This is a genomic window from Cupriavidus sp. PB-02 (assembly GCF_058252315.1).
In genome coordinates this window covers 999,752-1,017,983 of record NZ_CM177695.1, presented here as the reverse complement: position 1 = coordinate 1,017,983, position 18,232 = coordinate 999,752, and the positions used below count along the sequence as shown (strand labels likewise).

Here is an 18,232-nt window from a genome sequence, read left to right as displayed (position 1 = left end):
CCAGTCGAGGCAACTCCACTACGGTTTCGGCGTCGCGGGCCTCTGGGCGAATGACCATTCGGGTCGTCGTAGTGCCATTTGGAAGAGTTCCGCGATTGACGCATGAAGCGACTCGGGAGGAGGAAGTCCTCGTCGAACGCCCGAATGGATGAAGTCGGCCATAGAGGTCGCATGTCTCTCTTCGGAATGATTCCGGTGGCGAGAATCGGCGGCCAATGTATCGCCCCCCAGCGTGACCCGCACCTTCAACGTGGCCATGCATGACACGATGCGTTTCACGCCTGACAAGATCTCGGTCAAGGCCGGTGATACCGTGCGCTTCGTTGTCCGGAATACCGGCAAGGCGGAACACGAGATGGTCATCGGGACCAGCAGCGAATTGAGAGAGCATGCGCACCTGATGCGCAACATGCCAATGGCTCGGCATGCCGAGGCCAACCAGGTATCGCTCGCGCCGGGTCAGCAAGGCGTGCTGATCTGGAAGTTCGATCGGCCGGGAACCGTTGGTTTCGCCTGCCTGCTGCCCGGGCATTACGAAGCAGGCATGGTGGGCAAGGTAACGGTCAAATAGCAGCGAAATTCTCACCGGATCCGGCGCGACGCCCTACTTGCGCGCCGCGTACTGTTCCGTGACCTCCCGCTGAGCGGCTGCGAATTTCTTTGGCCAGCGTGACTTGCTCGAATCTTCCATGTTGGCGCCTGAGCTGGTGGCCGATCCTCGCCGACCTTAGTTCTTTGAGAACGGCTAGGTTCTGCTTCATGTTCCGAATGGTCGCTCGCGAGAGTTGCCGGGCACGGGCAATCCCGCGCAAATCCCCTTTGACCAGCGTGACCTGAGCGCTGTTCATCGCGACATCAGTGCCCGTGCCCATGGCAATACCGACGTCCGCCTTCGCCAGCGCCGGCGCATCATTGATGCCGTCGCCCGCCATGGCCACCACCGCGCCTGCCTGTTGCAGGGAACTGACAAGTTCAAGCTTGTCCGCCGGCTTCACCTCGCCGTGGAACTCGTCAATGGCGAGTTTCCCGGCCACCGCCTTTGCCGTTGCAATGCCGTCGCCGGTCGCCATCACGACACGGATACCTTCTTCCCTGAGATGCGCCAGCGCCTCCGGCGTGGTGGCCTTGACCGGATCCGAGACGGCGAGCAGGCCAGCAAGCTTGCCTTCGACGGCGAGATGCATGACGCTGGCGCCTTGCGCACGCAGCGCGTCAGCCTGCGCCACTAGCTGATCGATGGGAACGCCTTCAGCTTCCATGAGCGCCGTGTTTCCGATCGCGACCTTCCTGCCGCCCAGCTTTCCTCTTACCCCGATCCCGGAACTCGACTCGAAGCCCTCCGGCTTTTCCAACTGCAGGCCGCGCTCACGGGCTGCTTCAACAATCGCGGCAGCCAGAGGATGTTCGCTGCCCTGATCCAGGCTGGCAGCTAACCGCAGCACGTCCTCCTCGGCATAGCCATTGGTGCCGATCGCGCGCTCAAAAACCGGCCGACCCTCGGTGAGCGTCCCGGTCTTGTCGACAATCAGGGTATCGACCTTGCGCAGGTTCTCGATTGCAGCGGCGTCGCGGAACAGCACGCCGTTGGAAGCGCCCTTCCCGCTTGCGACCATGATGGACATCGGCGTGGCGAGACCCAGCGCGCACGGACATGCGATGATCAACACCGCGACGGCATTGATCAGGCCGAACACCCAACTCGGCTCGGGGCCGAAGAGTCCCCACGCGACAAAAGTCAGCACCGCAATGCCGATGACACCGAGGACGAAGACGCCGGCAACCTTGTCGGCCATCCGCTGCATCGGTGCCTTCGATCGCTGCGCTTGCGCCACCATCTGGACAATCTGGGACAGCACGGTCTGGGAGCCGACCTTTTCGGATTGGATGACGAGACTGCCCGACGTGTTCATCGTGGCGCCGATGACGCGGTCGCCGACGCGCTTGGTGGTCGGAATGGGCTCGCCAGTTATCATCGATTCGTCGACCGCGCTGGTGCCTTCCGTTACCACGCCATCGACAGGCACCTTCTCGCCGGGCCGCACGCGCAGCAGGTCGCCCACGTGGACATGGGTGAGCGGCACGTCCTCTTCGGCTCCGTCGGGACCGATGCGCCTCGCCGTCTTGGGCGCCAGTCCCAGCAGCGACTTGATGGCGGCGGAAGTCTGGGAGCGGGCCTTGAGTTCAAGCAACTGACCCAGCAGCGTGAGGGAAATGATCACCGCCGCTGCCTCGAAGTAGACACCGATACGGCCATGCTCGGCGAACACCTGCGGAAATGCGCCAGGTATGACGGTCGCAATGACGCTGTAGATATAGGCCGCACTTGTGCCGATTCCGATCAGCGTCCACATGTTCGGACTGCGGTTGACGATCGACTGGAAACACCGCACGACGAATGGCCAGCCCGCCCACAGCACCACAGGCGTCGCCAGCGCAAGCTCGACCCAGCTCTGGGTCGACACCTCCATCCAGCCAAGGCGATGCCCGAACATGGCCATGACGAACACCACACCAGTGAGCGGTAGCGTCCACCAGAAGCGGTGACGAAAACCCACCAGCTCGGGGTTCTCGCCTTCATCCAGTTCCGGCAACAACGGTTCCAGCGCCATGCCGCACTTGGGGCAGTTGCCCGGATGATCCTGGCGGATCTCCGGGTGCATGGGACAGGTATAAATCGTTCCCTCGGCAACTTGCTGCGCCGCTGGCGGCTCCGGCGGGGCCGTGTACTTGCCCGGATCGGCCTCGAATTTCTGCTGGCAGGACGCGCTGCAAAAAAAATAGCGAGCCCCGGCATGCTATGTCCTGGAACCTGGAATCGGCCGAGACGGTCATCCCGCAGACCGGATCCTCGAGGGCCTGCGCCGCCCCGGCGCCAGTGCCAGCCTGTTCATGAATATGGTCACGGTGATGCGCATGCTCGTGATGATGACCAGGATCGGACTGGTCCTGAGCCGAGGTATGTGCACCGGCGCTGTGGCGGCCAGGCTCGGTTGCATCGCGTTCGTTGCTTGTCCTGTTCATCCTGGCTTCCTTCAGTTGTTGGGCCGGGCATCCACTGAGTCATCCGACTTCCCTGTTACTGCGGCCTTGCGGTGGCCGCCGTGCCTGCCATGGAAGAAGTGCATCAGCGGACACAGCAACACTAGCCAAAGGGTAGCCAGGAGGCAACGTGGCCCCAGTGCCGGACGCCAAGCGCAATCGCCGCAACACGGCTACCGCAAAGAACAGAAGCCAGCGAAAGCGCGTGAATCTATGGCTCCCCCTGCCGGAGGCTGACGATTGGGGGCAGTTCTTCATGACACGCTCCTTACACGAAGATGACGGGCATCGGAGGTGCGGGACCTCCATGTCACGCCTGATGACGCCAGCTTAGACGTTCCCATCGTTGTAAGGTCAAGCGCAAGGGGGTGCACCGGTGGCAGGACTGTTCTCAAAAGGCCAACCGCGCTTGGGTCCAGTATGGGTTGGCCGCCAATGAGAAGGCGCCTTTGGAATGGCGAAGTGCTGAGCACGGGACTGCCGCAAGCCGAGCTGCGGCCTTGTGCTTCGTATCAGGGAAGACGACATCGCCGCCGAAGCAGTCGTGTCCCGTGGGCCGGTCTTTTCGCGGCCCACGGTCGGATGCCTGCAAGACGTCCGTACCTGGATGGCTGGGCCTGCAGTGAGAGGCGTGGATCAGGCGCCGTCCGTAAAGGTGTCGCGCGTTCCAACGGCGTGGCTGCCGTCACTGAACGGGTCGCGCGTACCCATCGCATGGGCGCCATCAGTGAAGGAATCGCGCGGCGAGGTCACGCCGGCATTTGCCACGCCGGCCACGCCGCCGAGCGTTGAAATAGTCAGTGCTACAAGAGCGGTCTTCTTCAACGTACGCATTTTGCTTCTCCTCGATGATTCGATAATTGGCTCCATGAGCCTGCCACAGTGTAGAAAGCGGTCCCCCACCGAGCCGTGACACCGACATGACAAAGCGGTCATCTCGGGTCCCGATGGGTAAGTCCAATTCGGTCCTGCCGGGTATCGAGGTCAGCCGCCGGTAAAGAGACGACTGCGGTCGATATAGACGCGTACACCTTGGGCATTCGGCATGCCCGACAAGATAAGGCCCAGATCTACGGACGTTCCGCGAATCGACTCGGCGAACTTCCACGTTGCCTCCTGGCCCCCGCTCCGGAATGTCACGGTGTCGCCGGACTCAACGGTGACTTACTTCATGCCCGAGGTCAGTGCCACTGTGCGGGAGGCCGTGCCTGCAGGTACATGGCTGCCAAAAATAGCGGCCTGCGAACCGAGACGCGTTGCGCTTACCTGCCCTGCTACTGGAACTGCAGCGGGTTCTCCGGCCTGGCGCTGAACATGCTGCGCCACGTCATCGCCGGCGTTGGTCTTCAGCTTGTCCGTGCTCCATGCAGGGGAGATGGACAACGCCGAAAGAACCAGCGCGGCGGCCACGGACTTGTTGGTTTTCATGGTGCACTCCATTGAAGTTTCGAGGCATTGACCTCTTGAATCCAATGGTATGAGGCCGTCCCTCACTAAGGCCTTACGCAGTCCTTACATCCCGGTAAGCTGTAGCGAGAGTTGTCCGTCGAGTCTTCGATGTCATCCACGGCACGAAGCGCGTCAAGCCCGACTGTCGAATTCGCGCTGAGGAACAGTTGACGTTGCTTGACCTTCCCCCTGTGGGAAGGTCCATAGTTGGCGTAGACAGACCACAACGTCCGTCGAAAAGGAAACCTCAACCAGGAAGCGGGACGTTCTCGCGCGGAGGTAACGTCATGACTGCCGCTACACAGACCTTGACTGACGATGTTCTTGCAGTGTTCAGGCGGGCATGCGAGCAAGAACAATATGTCGTCGCCGATCTGCTCCTGAGCGCCCTCGAAGCCATGGCTGGTCAGGACCAAGACAGCCGGCAACTGGACGAGGCGTATCTTGTGGTGGCGCACTGCTGCGCGCCCGCAAGCCGCTGCGCTGCGTGGGATAGCGCCCCGGCCCCGCAGATAAGCGCCTCCTATACTGAAGGCATGCAAGGACAGACGGCACCTGCTTCAGGTCGTACGTCTGGCACGAGGGTGTGAGCAAATGAAGCAACTCTGGCGAGTCATCCTGCTGGTGACGCTCGCTGTGGCGTTCCCGTTGCGCACCCTTGCCATGTCTGCGGAGCGCTGCTGCACGTTCGGCGCGGCGGGTCTTCAGGCGTACGCTGCCCAGACCGACGTTGAGGGGACTGGCGATGGCTGCGATACGCCAGGCCTCTGTGCCGCAGGCGCGCCGTCCGGCAACACCGTTCACTCGACGTCGTGCACTGCAACCTGTGCCTCCGCCGCCGTCACGCCGGCAATGGCGGGGAGCGCTGAGAGCCTTTGGGAATCTATCCTGTTCGCTCATCCGGAGCTCCCTTACTTCTCCGTTGTGTCGCCGCCCCTTGAGCGGCCACCTCAGGCGATAGTCTCCTGAGGTATCCGAACGCGGGCAGCGCTGGTCCATGGCGTGCGCTTACGCGCCAACGCCTTGCAGCGCCTGTCCGGCAACAGCAGCAGCGACTGCCGCCCGCCGTTTCCGGCATCGACAGCACCATGCTGCTCGCAGTCAACGGGGAATATCATGAAGACGATCTTGCTCACTATGGCCGGCGCGGTGACCGCGGCCGTATCCCTCGCGGCCATAGCTGGCCCCGACTGGAGTGTGATTGAAAAGGCGCGCGCCGCGAAGCAAGCCCAAGCCCAAGCGCAAAAAGCAACACCTCACCAGCCGATGATGATGGAGGACCACGCGGCAATGATGAAGGCATGCCGCGAAATGATGGCGCAGCCTAAGTAACAGGCCGGTCTGCCCCGACGCGTCGCAGGCCGTCCGCGGGCTTCAACCCGAACTTCGGTCGTTCGCTGAGCAGAATGCGAGCGGCCGAGACTTTTTCGCCAATCCCATTCCGGCTTGGATGTGCGGGAAGCCGCCGTCCGAGCACATTCGAATCCCCTGTCAAGGTGGTCCCTCGCTCGCAATTTGCAGCGCTCGCCCTTAGCCGCACTGCGCCCTGCAGCTAGCTTGATGTAGGTCAAGCCGATTGGCAACCCTTCGCCAATACTCCAAAGGGTGGATCGCAGCGATGTGGGATGGTTACGAAGCTCGGGCGCAATCAAGACGTCGATGATGTCCACTCCGGAGTGGTTTTCAAGCCCGCCATGTCTGGCTCGGGCCGCGCGCGTGATCCAGTGTGCGGTATCGAGGTCGCTCCGCATGCACGGCGGGCCATTGGGAACGAAATCAATCCTAAAGAGAAGCGTTGAGGCCCTGCGCCTGATGCATATCGGGAGCATCGGCAGAGCTGCCGATCTGCAAGTAAGTTGGGGCAGTGCTTAACGATTGATCGGAGATTCGTATGAATAGCGAACACGGCGACCGCACCCCTGTGGCAGAGATCGGGAGAAAGATTTACCGGTCAAAGTTGGTGACGATCGGGTTCCTGGTGGTGATCGCCTATTTCCTCTGGACGGAGCATCGGGCGCATGTCATTCAGTTCCTGCCCTTCCTGTCCTTCCTGCTCCTTGCTTCATGTCCGTTGATGCATCTTTTCATGCATCACGGCCACGGCCGTGGTCACGATCGAGGCAGCGAAGGCACCCACGACGGGAAGGATGTTAAGGGAGAGCAGTGATGAATCATGAAGCGCAATATGGCTACGGCCTCTGGTCTTTGGTTTTCATCAATTCCGCAATCTTTATCATCTTCGCATTCAGCTTCACCAAGCCGAAGACGTCGCGCGATTGGCGTTCCTTTGGCGCGTTCTCGGGCTTCATTGTGGCGTTGTTCACCGAGATGTACGGTATCCCGCTGAGCATATATCTTCTGCTTCCATGGCTGTCCGCGCGCGTTCCCGGCATCGATTTCCTGACGCATGATGCGGGGCACCTTCCTGAAATGATCTTTGGCTGGCGCGGGAACCCACATTGGGGGCCATTCCACATTGCCAGCAATATCATGATCTTCGGCGGGTTCCTCATGTTGTCGGCAGCATGGCGGGTTCTCTACCAAGCCCAGCAGCGGCATGAACTGGCGACCACCGGGTTATATGCGCGTATGCGGCATCCCCAGTATGTTGGCTTTGCCCTCATCATGCTGGGCTTCCTGCTGCAATGGCCCACCATCCTGACCCTGGCAATGTTTCCGGTGCTGGTGTGGATGTACGTGCGTCTTGCGAAAGCCGAGGAGCGCGAGGCACTTAGGGAGTTCGGCCAGGAGTATGAGAGCTACCGCAAACGGACACCTGCGTTTCTTCCCCACTTCGTGCCGCGCGATAGATCCGCGCCGCATCCACATTGATCTGATCGCCGAATTCTGCAGTTCTCTGAATGGAGGAGAGCGCCATGAAACCCTTGAAAGCTGGTTTTACACTCTCGGCCACAGTCGTGCTCTTTTACGCAGTGTGTACCGTGTTGTGGCTAACGTTCCCCGAGCCTTTCTTGAACTTTATGAACGCGCTCTTTCACGGACTCGACTTTCGTAAGCTTGAAACCGGTAACTCCATCTCAGCCTGGACATCCCGGCATCATCTTTGCGCTCTGGTTCTTTGCGGCGGGCGCGTTCTTTGCCTGGCTCTATGATGCGGCCGGAGGCAAAGAATAGCCGGGGGGGCTTGCTGCGGCGGTCGATTTTCCGGAGGGCTTTGGTCGCGACATGGGCCCAACTTGGGGCCCATTTGTTGACATATGCAGCTTGGCAAACAGTGTACAGCAGTCACTTGTGTGGAGAAGTGCCTGCGGTGTCCCCTCCGCCCATCATTCCGTGTCTCATCATGCTGGGCCCCATGCCACTCGTGCCCGAGCCGTCCATGGAATGCATCATCTCCTGCATCAAATCCATGTGCTGGCCCATCATGTCCCGGCACACCTGCATTGGATCAGCGGTTCCCGTGCTTGCTGAAGGCTGGCGCGCCAGGCGCGTCATGCCCATCATGTCCTTTTGCATTGAGGCCATCGCCTCACTCAGGACCTTCTGGCGTTCGGCCATTAGGGATTGCCTTTCTTCAGCGGTGGTGGCCCGTGACAGTCGTTCCCGAATTGCACGCAAATGCGCGACTTGCGCGTCGCGCTGAGCGTTACTTCCTTTCGCCGGTGTCGTGGCGGCTGAAGGGACAGTAGCAGGCTGAGAGGCAGTGGCCGGTGCATTGGAATGACTGTGATCGTGCTCGGCGGCGGGAGTGCCGGCAGCGGCGAAGGCCGCCGGCGCCCAAGCGATAGCGGATACAACTACGGAAAGACGACGAATGGCGGGCATGTGGCGCTCCTGGTGTGGGCAAGAAGGTCTCCATACCGACTATACGTCGCGATCGCGCCTCCACGTTGACGAGGGTCAACGCAGCTTGATCCTTTCCGCTCTTAGTCACGTCGGCTCTCACCAATAGCCATCTCGCATTCAAAACGTAGCTTGTCACCGACCCCAAAGACGTGGCAGATAGGTCCGGATTCGGTGCTGGTGACGATTTGGCGAGACTGGGAAGCTAAGCCGTTCGCTTCGCTTGCAGTTTTTTTCCATGCCGGCAGCGGATGCTCACGCTGCCACGCTCGGATTTCCGTGAAGGCGGCAACTGAAGTCCAGACTTGCGCATGTGGCCGGCCGCTTCTCGGGCCAAACCGGCCATTCAACTAAAAGGTGGGGAATGTCCGTGGAGGGTTGGGAACAGCCGACCGGATAGAGGCGGCAGGTCCTTGCCGGCGTTCGCGTTGCTCCGCCTCTCCAGTGATGAAGACCAGGCTCTGGCGATGCCGCAGACCGTTCATGAGACATACCTCGAAACCTAAAGCACCGTGTCGGTATCAAGGCAGAAAATCGGCGCTCGAGCCTGCCGGAAAGTCACCCTTCCCCGGGGGGTGACCTTGTTGACTGAGAGCGCGGCGGCGATGATTGATCGAGCCGGTTCCTAGACGTTGCGGGAGAGTCTGACCTTGCAACCAGGATAGTTTTGGCAACCCCAGAATGCGCCGGCTGGCCCTTTCCGCTCAACCATCTTGATTCCGCAGGCCGCGCATGTCGGCGTCCGGTAGTCGCCCCGAAACGCCTGCTTCAGCAACGTCGCTTGCTTGTACTGATCGAGTGCGCGAATCCGCTCGACGATGCCCGCACCATCAAGCAATTGAATGCCAGCACGCTCAGCCGACTCATTAACCGGCCGGCCGACATAGCCAGACAACGACCAGAAAACGCCCCTACGCACCTTGTGTTCGTGCATGACACCGGCAAGCGCGCGGACCTGTTCCACCTTCACCGGTTTACTCCATGCTTTGCATTGGACCACGGCCACAGGCACATCCAGGCCTGCCTTGTACAAGGTAGCATCGATGCCGCCATCGGGACCATGGGGGACGGTCTTGACCATGAACCCCATCGCCTCGTAGTACCCAACACAAAGCAGCTCAAATCGCTTCCACTCTAGCTGCTTGAGGGCATCTAGCGTCCAGCTGTTGATTTCTGGCTCCTCAGGTACGGGGGCTGTCCGCGCCGGCGGGCTAACGTCCGCCTTTGACTCGTCGGCTTCACCAGAGTACCGGGGTGACATGGGTGGCGACGACGGTCGGCTCGTGCGAGAGCGCCGAGCCCTTATTGGGATTTCTTGCTGCCTGCCCCCCGCTCTACCCCGCGCACGGATGTATGACAGAACACCCAGGAAACCGAACATGGCGGCGGGAACCCAGGCTAACGACTGGCTTAACACGGAAATGCCCGTCAACAATGGACTCGACGCGAATATCGCTGGGAAGGGCGCGATTATCAGTGCATCCAATTGATAAGACAATCGGGGAAACACTAAGGCGGCAGTGGCCACAGGTGCCCCAGGGACTGAACGCGCTGTCATCACGACGTAACAAGAGGAAAGGCCGGCGGGCCGCTGAACCAGGGTCGCTGCTGGCGCAGTCGAGCGTCGTGCAACGTCTCGCTGGGAGCTGTACTAAAACAGGTTGAACGCTGCGATGAGCACCGACATGCGAGAATTTCACCCTGGCACCGTTTCCTAGCTACCAGCGCGGCCCTTCCCCGCTTTGGGGGTAATCCGTTTTGGATGACGAAAACGGCAAGATGGCAAAGATCACCCTCATTTTTCCGGAGTAAATATGACCCAGTCGTTACTTTGCGTCCGCCACATCGTCGAGGCCATCCTTTCCGAATACGCCATAGGGCTCATACCGTAACTTGTTTCAACCACGTAACCTTGTCAGTACAGCCCGCCGGTGGGGACAGCGGGGGAAGGAAGTGAATTTGGTTCAAAAATCAGGGCGCCAAAAATCGCCTCCTCTTGGCTGCTGGACGCTCTTTCTCACTTCCGATCGGATGGCGGCGGGCTGTTTCTTTCACCCTAGCATTGTCATGTCATCGTGATCCCTGCCTTAGTCGAAGGTAAAGATGCCATGCCGGCCGATTCCCCACGGCGACGCCTGGCGAGCCAAGGATGCTTGAAACCGTCATTCGGTAAGACGCTGTTTGTGGCTTCCGATGGGCGGGACCAGCGCCGGTGGTGATGGTGCCCAGCCATCGTCGTGACAAACTACGCCTCAAATCCAGAAGGGCAGCTAAACGTGTTGGATCGCGCGGCCACTGCTTTCGGACGAGTGCGGTAAGCACAACGTTATCGAACCTTATCGCCGCGCCTTGGCCCAGTCGGCAAGGGCCGACCGAGCGGCTGACGGAGGTCGCTTCCCGGCCAGGTTGAGTCATGCGAAGGCGCGGGTCGGATGACCGAGTTAACTCGAACTGCGGTCGTTCGCAGAACAGTGTGAGGATGTCGTGAGGGGTCGGTCCGAGACGGCCACAGTGTCGCTGCGGGCATCCGACCGAGACCGGCAGCCAATATCGGTCTTTCAACTCAAGGGCTCCAACTGCCAGGCCCACGCGCAGAATCGCCCGTTCACCCCGAATCCCCGGCCGCCGGAGCGGTGCTCCAAAGGAATCGGGAGAGGAACCCCGATCAGATCGGTCGCCCTGCTTCGGCCAGTAGCAGGCTTTCTGAAGCGACCGATTTGGTGGAGCCCGATTCATTCATCCGGCAGACGGAGCATCTGCTATGCGTGATTGCCACGAGTTTCAGGATGGGGCAGAGGCCGGACTCCGAAGAACGTCGGCTGTAGTAGCTGAAGCTGCCCCACTCCGGTTGCGCACAATGGGACATTGCATCCATAGTGGCACAAATCACCTCGTCACTCTGCCCGCACTACCACTTGCCTGGTGGCGGCACTTCACATGGACCCTGTACGCCAGTGCTGGTGAAGTCCGCCGGCCCGACGATCTCCAGGTACTCCATATCAGGCGAATAATCGAAAAGGAAATGCCGGACACCAGGACGTTGGTGAACGCAGTCTCCCGCTGAGACAAGGGTCTCGGCATCCTCGTACATAAACCTTGCCCAGCCTTTGAGCATATAGACGATGTGAAAATCGGCACCATGAACATGCCAGCCCGTACCGGCTTCAGGCGGCATGTTGGCCCGAACAATCTGTGCAATGACCTTTCCATCTGTCGCTTTTGCGATGCCGAGATCGCGATACAGGAAAAAGTCCCTCAGGCCGCCTTCGTTAAATGCGGTGTCGCCTGGCCTGACGTGCGAGAACTCCATATTTGACTCCAATAAAAGTGAGAGAGATTGTTCAGGGAAGCCTTGTCGATCTTCATGGCTACGACGCGTTGGTCTGCGGCACATCGAAGGCAGGCTTTCGTCCCAATATGTTCGAAATCCATTGGGAACATGCGATAAGCGACTCAAGATCGACGCCAGTCTTCACGCCCATTTCGTGGAACATCCTCACCACTTGCTCGGTTGCAACGTTTCCGCTAGCGCCGGCAGCATATGGGCAGCCGCCCAATCCGGCTACGGAGGAATCGAAGCTCCGCAGGCCGAACCGGAAGGAAGCACGGATGTTCGCCAGGGCCGTTCCTCTCGTATCGTGATAATGGCCGGCCAGCGCCGAGATCGGTACCTGCTCGGCTACCGCTTGCAGCATTCGGGTGATGCTTTCGGGGGTACCGCTTCCGATCGTATCGCCCAGCGAAATCTCATAACAACCCATGCGATGAAGTATTCCGGCGACCGCCGCGACGGCTTTCGGATCCACCTCCCCCTGATAAGGACAGCCCGCTACACAGGAGACGTATCCGCGCACCTTTATGCCGCGCCTGGCCGCGCCCTCCATCACAGGTTCGAATCGGGAGAGGGACTCCGCGATGGAGCAGTTGATGTTCCGCTTCGAGAAGAGTTCTGATGCAGCCGCGAACACTGCAACGCTCTTCGCCCCGCATTCGATAGCAGCCTCGAACCCCTTTAGGTTCGGTACAAGCACGGGATAGGCAACCCCCTCGTCGTCTGCCATCAGGCTTTGCAGGACTTCCGCGTGATCGGCCATTTGCGGAACCCATTTTGGCGAGACAAACGCAGTCGCCTCGATGGAGGTCAATCCCGCTTGGGACAGTCGGCGGATCAGATCAAGCTTGACGTCGGTGGGAACGACCTGCTTCTCGTTCTGCAGTCCATCCCGCGGCCCCACTTCGATCAGTCTGACTTCAGCTTCTGAGGACATCAACGCGTCGTTCATACACTTGCCCACACCGGCCTGCGCTTTTCAAGGAATGCCGAAAGGCCCTCGCGCCCTTCGTTAGAGGCTCGAATATCCGCGATTCGCACCGCCGTTTCCTGCATCAGTTCGTCATCCAGCGGCCTCATGGTCACCCGGTCCATCAGAGCCTTTGCCTGTGCCAAGGCCTGCGGCCCACCCGCCTCCAACGCGCTGACCATCCTGGCGACCGCCTCGTCGATTTCCCCGGCTTCGGCCAGTTGGTGAACGAAGCCGAGCCGAAAGGCTTCATCCGCTGGGAGTCGCTCGGCTGTCAGCATGTAACGCCGGGCCGCCTGCACCCCGAGAGCCTGGACCACATAAGGCGATATAGTTGCTGGAACAAGGCCGATGCGGACCTCCGACAGGCAAAACTGCGCGTCGTGGCTCGCCACCACAATGTCGCATGCCGCTGCAAGACCCATACCACCAGCAAAGGCAGGGCCGTGTACGCGGGCGATCACGGGCTTTTCGGACTGGTGGATCACTCTGAGCATTTCCGCCAGCCGCATGGCGTCCTCCCGGTTCTGTTCGGGGCTGTATTGCGCCATGCGTTTCATCCAGTGAAGGTCCGCTCCCGCGCAGAATGCCGTGCCGTGTCCCCCGAGCACAAGCACACGAATGGCATCGTCGTCCTGCAGTTCGCGAAACACCTGCGTGAGTTCGGCGATCAAGACCTCGTCCAGGGCGTTTCGGACCTCTGGCCGGTTGAGCCAGACCGTCGCCACTGTGCCCTGCCGCTCGACTTGGAGATTTCTGTAGGCCATTTTCTCCCTCCCGGCTCAGTAGGACTTGGGCAATCCGAGGACCTTCTCTGCGATGAAGCAGAGAATCAGCTGGGGGCTCACCGGCGCTAGGCGAGGAATCCAGGCCTCGCGGAGATAGCGCTCGACGTGGTACTCCTTCGCATAGCCCATTCCGCCGTGGGTGAAGATCGCGTTCTCGCAAGCGCCATAGCAGGCTTCGGCGGCGAGGTACTTCGCGCTGTTCGCTTCGGCGCCGCAGGGCAGATGCTGGTCATACAGCCAGGCGGCCTTTTGCACCATCAGGTGAGCGGCTTCCAGTTCCATCCAGGACTTTGCCAATGGATGCTGAATGGCTTGATTTTTGCCGATGGGCCGTCCAAACACTTCGCGCTCGTTGGCGTAGTTGGCCGCGCGCCGCAAAGCGGCGCGCCCTAGTCCAACCGCTTCCGATGCGATCAGAATCCGCTCGGGATTGAGCCCGTGCAGAATGTACTTGAATCCCTGCCCTTCCTCGCCGATCCGGTCCTCCACCGGAATGCGCAGGCCGTCAAAGAAGACCTGATTCGAGTCCACGCATTTGCGCCCAAGCTTCTCGATCTCCCGAACTTCGATGGTGGACCGGTCCAGATCCGTATAGAAGAGGCTCAGGCCTTCGGTTCCCTTGCAGTCCTCAACCGGTGTGGTACGCGCGAGGAGCAAAATCTTGTTCGCCACCTGTGCGGTGCTGATCCATACTTTCTGTCCATTCACCACATAGTGGTTGCCTTCGCGGACGGCACGCGTGCGAAGCTTGAGCGTATTCAAGCCGCTGTTTGGCTCGGTGACACCGAAGCACGCGCGGTCGCGCCCCTCGATCAGCGGAGGCAGCCAACGCCGCTTCTGTTCATCGGTGCCGAACACAACGACCGGGTGCAAGCCGAAAATGTTCATGTGGACAGCGGATGCCCCCGACAGGCCTGCGCCGGTCTCCGAGATCGTACTCATCATCAATGCTGCCTCGCTGATACCGAGGCCCGCGCCACCATACTCCTCCGGCATCGCGATGCCTAGCCAGCCAGACTCCGCAAGCGCCCTATGGAAGTCGTCAGGGAAGCCACCGGCACGGTCCTTCTCCAGCCAATAGTCGGCGTCGAAGGGAGCGCATACCTTCTCGATGGCGTCGCGAATCTGTTCCTGGTCTGGTGTAAGGCGGAAGTTCATTGGAAGTCCTTTGTTGCGTATTCTCTTGGGTCGTAGATGCCGGTCCTCGGAGGACGTTCGTGGCATTCTAGGTTGCTTCGCATCGGCCCCGGATTTCGGCCCGACAATGGCCCACTTGGCCGTGAGCAGCTGTCAGCCACCCGACATTCGTCACTCGTTGGGACTTTCGGTCTCACTTTCGACCACGGGGACGCCACCATAGAGACCCCATGTGCTGGCGGTCAGCCAGCCCGCGTCGATCAACAGGTCGATGCCAGTAATCGCCGATGCGCGGTCCGAGGCCAGGAACTCCACGCCTTCGGCCACTTCCGCGGGGTCAACACGACGCCCCAGCGCCAGCTGTGCATTGACATCAGCCGCATAACGCCCCGGCGCTCGAGCGGCAACCCTGGCAGTCAGCGTTGCGCCCGGGGACACGGAATTAACGCGTACGCCCGCCCTGCCCCACTGGCCGGCGAGCCCTCGCGTAAGGTTGACAATTGCCGCCTTGCTCGGACCATAAGCGTGCAACGGGGAGGAGCCATGCGCTACGGTCGAAGCGATATTGACGATGCTCCCCTTCCTTTCGCGGACCATTCGCTTGCCGAAGGCACGGTTCAAATTGAAGGTTCCCTCGACGTTGACCTGCATGACCGTCCGCCACACGTCCATCGGAAAATCATCCGGGGAATACCGCTCCTGAAACGCGGCCGCCGCGACGACCAGCGCATAGACGGGCCCATGCTCCCTCTCGATGTCCGCTGCGAGCTGCTCGACCGCATCAAGGCTACGCATATCCACGCCGTAGCCGAACCCGCCAATCTCTTTGGCGAGTGACTTTGCGGCGCTCGCGTCAAGATCTGCCACGACAACCCGCCATCCACGGCTGGCCATCAATCGGCAACATGCGGCACCAATACCGTTGGCACCCCCGATAATCACACTCAACTTCGATCCAGCATCATCCACGATAGTTCTCCAACTCAAGCGCCAGTTTTCAGGCTAACGCGTAGCCATTCATCGTTCGCGCGTCAACGCGACTTTGCCTTCATGGCGCTCAGCAGCTTGCCCCACTTTTCTATATCCGCGTGCTGCAACGCAGCCAATTGCGCACCATCCATGTCCAGCGGCTCAAATGACGCAGCCGCCAGTGCATCTGCGACGTACTGTGTCCGCGCGGCCTTCCGGAGCATGTCCCGCATTGCCTTGACCCTGTCCGGCGGCGTCTTGGCTGGGAAATAGGTGGCAAACCACCCGGTCAGCTCGTAGCCGTCCACGCCCTGCTCCCGAAGCGTCGGCACCTTCGGGAAGGCTGTCATGCGCTCGGACCCGGTTACCCCTAGCGGACGAACGCGACCAGTTTTGTAATATGGAGCGGCTGTCACAGCATCGTTCATCACAACGTCGATCTCACCAGCGGCAAGCGCCGTGGTCGCATCGCCCAACGCCTTGTAAGGAACCGCCAGCAACATCACACCAGCAAGGTGCTCCAGCATCTCCATGGCCAGCCGCGTCGACGCGGTACCGCTTCCGTAGCTGAACTTGCCTGGATTGCTTCGCGCGCCTTCTATGAATTCCCGAGCGGTCTTGAACGATGTCGACGGGCCGGCATTCATGACCAGCGTGAATTTGGCAACGCCGGTGATCGGTACAAAATCTGCCGCAGGGTCGTAGGGAAGTTTCGGCAATACGTGTGCGTTCAGTACATGCGTCGAACTATTACCCAATAGTATGGTGTACCCGTCTGGCGGCGCATTCTTGACGGCCTGTACGCCGATGACACCCTCTGCGCCGGGCTTGTTCTCCACGACCACAGTGACTCCGGCTTGCTCGCCCAAGGCGCGCCCAAAGGCGCGCGCGATGTTGTCCGTGGAACTGCCAGTCCCGAAAGGAACGACGATCTTGATCGGGCGCGACTTCTCAGGATAAGTGTCGGCCGATGCCGTCCCCCCTGCCATCAGCAAGGCCAGGCATAGAATGCGAAATCGTCTCATCATGTCTCCTACATACTATTGTTGTGGAATGCCTAAGGCGGACGAACTGTTCCTCGTCAGTGTTTCGCCCATCGGTGGCAAGCGATAGAAGCGCGAGGCGCTTTGCCAGAACAGGTCAGCCTTCTCATCCGCGCTCGCGCCCGCCACGATGCGCTTCATTGCGTTCCAGCCCACGCAATAGCCATAGCTGCCCTTGTCCACCGGGAAATTGCTTTCAAACATGCAGCGCTTCGTGCCGAACGCATCAATGCAGGTCTCTATCCACGGCCTCCAGGTGTCAGCCAGTTCGTGGGAGGAGGGAGCACTTACGCCAGACTCGAAGTCAAAGCCCGACAGTCGCATGCCTAGCCCCCCAAGCTTGACCATCACGTTGGGGCATGTGGCGAGCTCCCGAAGGGAGGCCGCCCACTGCGCGTATACCTCTTGGCGTTGCCCGGCATAGCGCCCGATTCCGAGAATTCCACCGCAGTGATCAAGCACGATCGGCGTCTCGGGGAAGGCCCGCGCGAGAGCTGTGAGACGAGGAATCTGATGAAAGAATAGCCAGGCGTCGAAGCTCAGGCCTGCCTCGGCAAGGTGAGCGAAGCCCCTGCGAAATTCATACGTCTCCAGCATGTCCTCGGTGGACGGATACGCCGGGTTCGTCAGATCGTGATCTGGGTCCCAGGCGACGGGATGGCGAACGCCGCGAAAACGTCCACCTGCCGATAGCGGGCCGCCGCCGGCGGCGATGTGGGCATCAAGTACCGGCCGCACCGCGTCCCCGAGCCGGAGGTCGGCGAAACCGACAATGCCGGCACACAACCGAACGTCACCATAGCCGCCGCTGGCGCACATCGCAGCGACACCGTTAGCGAATTCGGTCTCGCCAACGGGCTTCATTGCCTCCGGGCCGGTAGCGCGCAGCATTGAGCGCGCCTGCACGAATACCGTCGCGCGTACATCGTGCCCCCCGCGCAAATCGGCCAGCATGTCCTCCAGGAGGTATCTCGCACCGGGCCGATCGTAGAGGTGGTGATGCGCGTCGATGATCGGTTGCCCAGGGTCGAGGGGTGGCTCCTGTTGCGCCGCCAGCCAGTCGTGGCGAATGCGGTTATGCAGCCCGGCTACGGCGCTCATGGGGTTTCTGCGGCCGGCGCGAAGGCTGGATCGTTGAGTTCGGGCGCGACACTTCCGGGTATCCCGAGTTCGAACGTGTTCAGCGTGAGGGATACGAAGCAGTAGTACCCTAGAACACCTACCAACTCGACCACACCGCGCTCGCCAAGCCATTCCACCCCGCGCGCATAGAGAGCGGAAGACACCCGGCCGGTAGACAGCAACGCGGAAGACACGTCATAGACCGTTCGCAGCCGTTCATCGTCGAATGTGGGAGTGACGTGCGCCGCGATGGCAGCAATCACTTCCGGATCGAGACCGGCCTTCAGCCCCATGGCCTTGTGCGCCGTCCATTCGTGGTGCGAAGTCCAGTGGCGGCCGCAGACAAGTATTGCCAGTTCCGTGAGATGTGGCTCTAGGGTTGTCTGAAAGCGCAGCAGTTCACCCAACCGCTGGCCCCTACGCGCGAGCTCGGGGTTGCGCAGCCACGCAATCATTGGCGCAGGCACCTTGCCGCGCAACCCGCTGACAGCTTCGGCGCAGACGGCAGCCTGTTCCGGGGTCAGCTCCGCTTCTTGCGGCATATCCAATCGTGGCATGGCCAAATTCTCCTGTGCGGTTC

General features: G+C 60.7%; 19 protein-coding genes and 1 pseudogene. 5 read left to right on the top strand and 15 right to left on the bottom strand.

The window, feature by feature from the left end:
- The first annotated feature begins 232 nt into the window (after nt 1-232).
- Nucleotides 233-571 (top strand): cupredoxin family protein, encoded by a 339-nt coding sequence (locus AC10V3_RS25420; protein ID WP_490924162.1) that lies wholly within the window; start codon nt 233-235, stop codon nt 569-571.
- A 175-nt stretch (nt 572-746) separates the two neighbouring features.
- On the opposite strand, the pseudogene AC10V3_RS25415 reads toward AC10V3_RS25420, so the two are convergent.
- From AC10V3_RS25415 to AC10V3_RS25395, 5 genes and pseudogenes are all read right to left on the bottom strand, one after another.
- A pseudogene (locus AC10V3_RS25415) lies at nt 747-3,021 on the bottom strand (heavy metal translocating P-type ATPase); the annotation flags it as partial.
- 11 nt (nt 3,022-3,032) lie between these two features.
- Nucleotides 3,033-3,125 carry a hypothetical protein gene (locus AC10V3_RS25410; RefSeq protein ID WP_490924161.1) on the bottom strand — a complete coding sequence of 31 codons (93 nt, stop codon included), beginning with the start codon at nt 3,123-3,125 and terminating at the stop codon, nt 3,033-3,035.
- Between the two features lie 550 nt (nt 3,126-3,675).
- Nucleotides 3,676-3,873 (bottom strand): hypothetical protein, encoded by a 198-nt coding sequence (locus AC10V3_RS25405; protein WP_490924160.1) that lies wholly within the window; start codon nt 3,871-3,873, stop codon nt 3,676-3,678.
- A 150-nt stretch (nt 3,874-4,023) separates the two neighbouring features.
- Nucleotides 4,024-4,179, bottom strand: a complete 156-nt coding sequence (locus AC10V3_RS25400) for a CzcE family metal-binding protein (protein WP_490924159.1) — start codon at nt 4,177-4,179, stop codon at nt 4,024-4,026.
- Between the two features lie 24 nt (nt 4,180-4,203).
- On the bottom strand, nt 4,204-4,467 hold the full coding sequence (locus AC10V3_RS25395) for a hypothetical protein (RefSeq protein WP_490924158.1): 264 nt from the start codon (nt 4,465-4,467) through the stop codon (nt 4,204-4,206).
- A 1,137-nt stretch (nt 4,468-5,604) separates the two neighbouring features.
- Between AC10V3_RS25395 and AC10V3_RS25390 the strand changes: the two genes are divergently transcribed.
- From AC10V3_RS25390 to AC10V3_RS25375, 4 genes are all read left to right on the top strand, one after another.
- The gene (locus AC10V3_RS25390; RefSeq protein ID WP_490924157.1) at nt 5,605-5,820 is read left to right on the top strand and encodes a hypothetical protein; all 216 of its coding nucleotides are present in this window, start codon (nt 5,605-5,607) and stop codon (nt 5,818-5,820) included.
- Between the two features lie 559 nt (nt 5,821-6,379).
- Entirely contained in the window at nt 6,380-6,655 is a 276-nt protein-coding gene (locus tag AC10V3_RS25385) for a DUF2933 domain-containing protein (protein WP_490924156.1), read from the top strand.
- Nucleotides 6,655-7,320 (top strand): methyltransferase family protein, encoded by a 666-nt coding sequence (locus tag AC10V3_RS25380; protein ID WP_414223118.1) that lies wholly within the window; start codon nt 6,655-6,657, stop codon nt 7,318-7,320. Before AC10V3_RS25385 ends, AC10V3_RS25380 begins: the two co-directional genes overlap by 1 nt.
- Nucleotides 7,321-7,349: 29 nt before the next feature.
- Nucleotides 7,350-7,601, top strand: coding sequence for a DUF5676 family membrane protein (locus AC10V3_RS25375; RefSeq protein ID WP_490924155.1), 252 nt, complete (start codon nt 7,350-7,352; stop codon nt 7,599-7,601).
- A gap of 133 nt (nt 7,602-7,734) precedes the next feature.
- Here the strand turns inward: AC10V3_RS25375 and AC10V3_RS25370 are convergent, their stop codons facing one another.
- The 10 genes from AC10V3_RS25370 to AC10V3_RS25325 all read right to left on the bottom strand — a co-directional run bounded on the left by AC10V3_RS25370 (nt 7,735) and on the right by AC10V3_RS25325 (nt 18,209).
- The gene (locus AC10V3_RS25370) at nt 7,735-8,274 is read right to left on the bottom strand and encodes a hypothetical protein (RefSeq protein WP_414223120.1); all 540 of its coding nucleotides are present in this window, start codon (nt 8,272-8,274) and stop codon (nt 7,735-7,737) included.
- A gap of 643 nt (nt 8,275-8,917) precedes the next feature.
- Complete coding sequence (locus AC10V3_RS25365) at nt 8,918-9,382, bottom strand: restriction endonuclease (protein WP_490924154.1); 465 nt, start codon at nt 9,380-9,382, stop codon at nt 8,918-8,920.
- A gap of 1,818 nt (nt 9,383-11,200) precedes the next feature.
- Entirely contained in the window at nt 11,201-11,602 is a 402-nt protein-coding gene (locus AC10V3_RS25360; protein ID WP_490924153.1) for a cupin domain-containing protein, read from the bottom strand.
- 58 nt (nt 11,603-11,660) lie between these two features.
- Entirely contained in the window at nt 11,661-12,575 is a 915-nt protein-coding gene (locus AC10V3_RS25355; RefSeq protein ID WP_490924152.1) for a hydroxymethylglutaryl-CoA lyase, read from the bottom strand.
- A complete protein-coding gene (locus AC10V3_RS25350; RefSeq protein WP_490924151.1) occupies nt 12,572-13,360 on the bottom strand; it encodes an enoyl-CoA hydratase/isomerase family protein in 789 nt (262 codons plus the stop codon). Before AC10V3_RS25350 ends, AC10V3_RS25355 begins: the two co-directional genes overlap by 4 nt.
- Before the next feature lie 15 nt (nt 13,361-13,375).
- Nucleotides 13,376-14,539, bottom strand: coding sequence for an acyl-CoA dehydrogenase family protein (locus AC10V3_RS25345; RefSeq protein WP_490924150.1), 1,164 nt, complete (start codon nt 14,537-14,539; stop codon nt 13,376-13,378).
- Between the two features lie 150 nt (nt 14,540-14,689).
- On the bottom strand, nt 14,690-15,487 hold the full coding sequence (locus AC10V3_RS25340; RefSeq protein ID WP_490924149.1) for an SDR family NAD(P)-dependent oxidoreductase: 798 nt from the start codon (nt 15,485-15,487) through the stop codon (nt 14,690-14,692).
- Nucleotides 15,488-15,549: 62 nt separating this feature from the next.
- The gene (locus AC10V3_RS25335) at nt 15,550-16,515 is read right to left on the bottom strand and encodes a Bug family tripartite tricarboxylate transporter substrate binding protein (RefSeq protein ID WP_490924148.1); all 966 of its coding nucleotides are present in this window, start codon (nt 16,513-16,515) and stop codon (nt 15,550-15,552) included.
- A 12-nt stretch (nt 16,516-16,527) separates the two neighbouring features.
- The gene (locus tag AC10V3_RS25330) at nt 16,528-17,631 is read right to left on the bottom strand and encodes an amidohydrolase family protein (RefSeq protein ID WP_490924147.1); all 1,104 of its coding nucleotides are present in this window, start codon (nt 17,629-17,631) and stop codon (nt 16,528-16,530) included.
- Nucleotides 17,628-18,209, bottom strand: a complete 582-nt coding sequence (locus AC10V3_RS25325) for a carboxymuconolactone decarboxylase family protein (RefSeq protein WP_490924146.1) — start codon at nt 18,207-18,209, stop codon at nt 17,628-17,630. Before AC10V3_RS25325 ends, AC10V3_RS25330 begins: the two co-directional genes overlap by 4 nt.
- Nucleotides 18,210-18,232: the final 23 nt, after the last annotated feature.

What these genes read in the sequence shown, in the direction of transcription:
- AC10V3_RS25330 (WP_490924147.1), bottom strand. Translation starts at nt 17,631, where the DNA reads ATGAGCGCCGTAGCCGGGCTGCATAACCGCATTCGCCACGACTGGCTG.
- AC10V3_RS25325 (WP_490924146.1), bottom strand. Translation starts at nt 18,209, where the DNA reads ATGCCACGATTGGATATGCCGCAAGAAGCGGAGCTGACCCCGGAACAG.
- AC10V3_RS25405 (WP_490924160.1), bottom strand. Translation starts at nt 3,873, where the DNA reads ATGCGTACGTTGAAGAAGACCGCTCTTGTAGCACTGACTATTTCAACG.
- AC10V3_RS25395 (WP_490924158.1), bottom strand. Translation starts at nt 4,467, where the DNA reads ATGAAAACCAACAAGTCCGTGGCCGCCGCGCTGGTTCTTTCGGCGTTG.
- AC10V3_RS25370 (WP_414223120.1), bottom strand. Translation starts at nt 8,274, where the DNA reads ATGCCCGCCATTCGTCGTCTTTCCGTAGTTGTATCCGCTATCGCTTGG.
- AC10V3_RS25410 (WP_490924161.1), bottom strand. Translation starts at nt 3,125, where the DNA reads ATGCACTTCTTCCATGGCAGGCACGGCGGCCACCGCAAGGCCGCAGTA.
- AC10V3_RS25360 (WP_490924153.1), bottom strand. Translation starts at nt 11,602, where the DNA reads ATGGAGTTCTCGCACGTCAGGCCAGGCGACACCGCATTTAACGAAGGC.
- AC10V3_RS25380 (WP_414223118.1), top strand. Translation starts at nt 6,655, where the DNA reads ATGAATCATGAAGCGCAATATGGCTACGGCCTCTGGTCTTTGGTTTTC.
- AC10V3_RS25375 (WP_490924155.1), top strand. Translation starts at nt 7,350, where the DNA reads ATGGAGGAGAGCGCCATGAAACCCTTGAAAGCTGGTTTTACACTCTCG.
- AC10V3_RS25390 (WP_490924157.1), top strand. Translation starts at nt 5,605, where the DNA reads ATGAAGACGATCTTGCTCACTATGGCCGGCGCGGTGACCGCGGCCGTA.
- AC10V3_RS25350 (WP_490924151.1), bottom strand. Translation starts at nt 13,360, where the DNA reads ATGGCCTACAGAAATCTCCAAGTCGAGCGGCAGGGCACAGTGGCGACG.
- AC10V3_RS25345 (WP_490924150.1), bottom strand. Translation starts at nt 14,539, where the DNA reads ATGAACTTCCGCCTTACACCAGACCAGGAACAGATTCGCGACGCCATC.
- AC10V3_RS25365 (WP_490924154.1), bottom strand. Translation starts at nt 9,382, where the DNA reads ATGGGGTTCATGGTCAAGACCGTCCCCCATGGTCCCGATGGCGGCATC.
- AC10V3_RS25355 (WP_490924152.1), bottom strand. Translation starts at nt 12,575, where the DNA reads ATGAACGACGCGTTGATGTCCTCAGAAGCTGAAGTCAGACTGATCGAA.
- AC10V3_RS25335 (WP_490924148.1), bottom strand. Translation starts at nt 16,515, where the DNA reads ATGATGAGACGATTTCGCATTCTATGCCTGGCCTTGCTGATGGCAGGG.
- AC10V3_RS25385 (WP_490924156.1), top strand. Translation starts at nt 6,380, where the DNA reads ATGAATAGCGAACACGGCGACCGCACCCCTGTGGCAGAGATCGGGAGA.